At 65.7% G+C, this 286-nt stretch carries 1 pseudogene; it reads left to right on the top strand.

The features are described 5' to 3' along the window. A pseudogene (locus tag lacNas_RS10930) lies at positions 1 to 286 on the top strand (DNA polymerase III subunit gamma/tau); the annotation flags it as partial.

Raw genomic sequence — 286 nt, 5'->3', positions numbered from 1 at the left:
AGCGTCCTGCTGGCCAGCCGGTCCCGGGCCTGGCAGCTGGCCGCCGATCCGGACAAGTTTTTGGCAGAACTGGCCGGCGACTTGGAGCAGCTGACCAAGGAAAGCTGGACGATCGCCATCGTGGACGAGAAGGAGTGGCCGCAAGTGCGCCAGGCCTTCATCAAAGAACATGCCAGCCAGCTGCAGGCCAAGCTGAAGCAGCCTGAAGCGCCTTTGCCGGCAGCTGAGCCAGAGCCCGCTGCCGCCGGCGATCCGGCAGATCCCGGTCCGGAAGCTGAAGAAGCGC

Source organism: Lactobacillus nasalidis (assembly GCF_016587775.1).
Lineage (GTDB): Bacteria > Bacillota > Bacilli > Lactobacillales > Lactobacillaceae > Lactobacillus > Lactobacillus nasalidis.
Note: the sequence above shows the minus strand (reverse complement) of the source record. Positions and strands in the feature narration are given on the sequence as shown.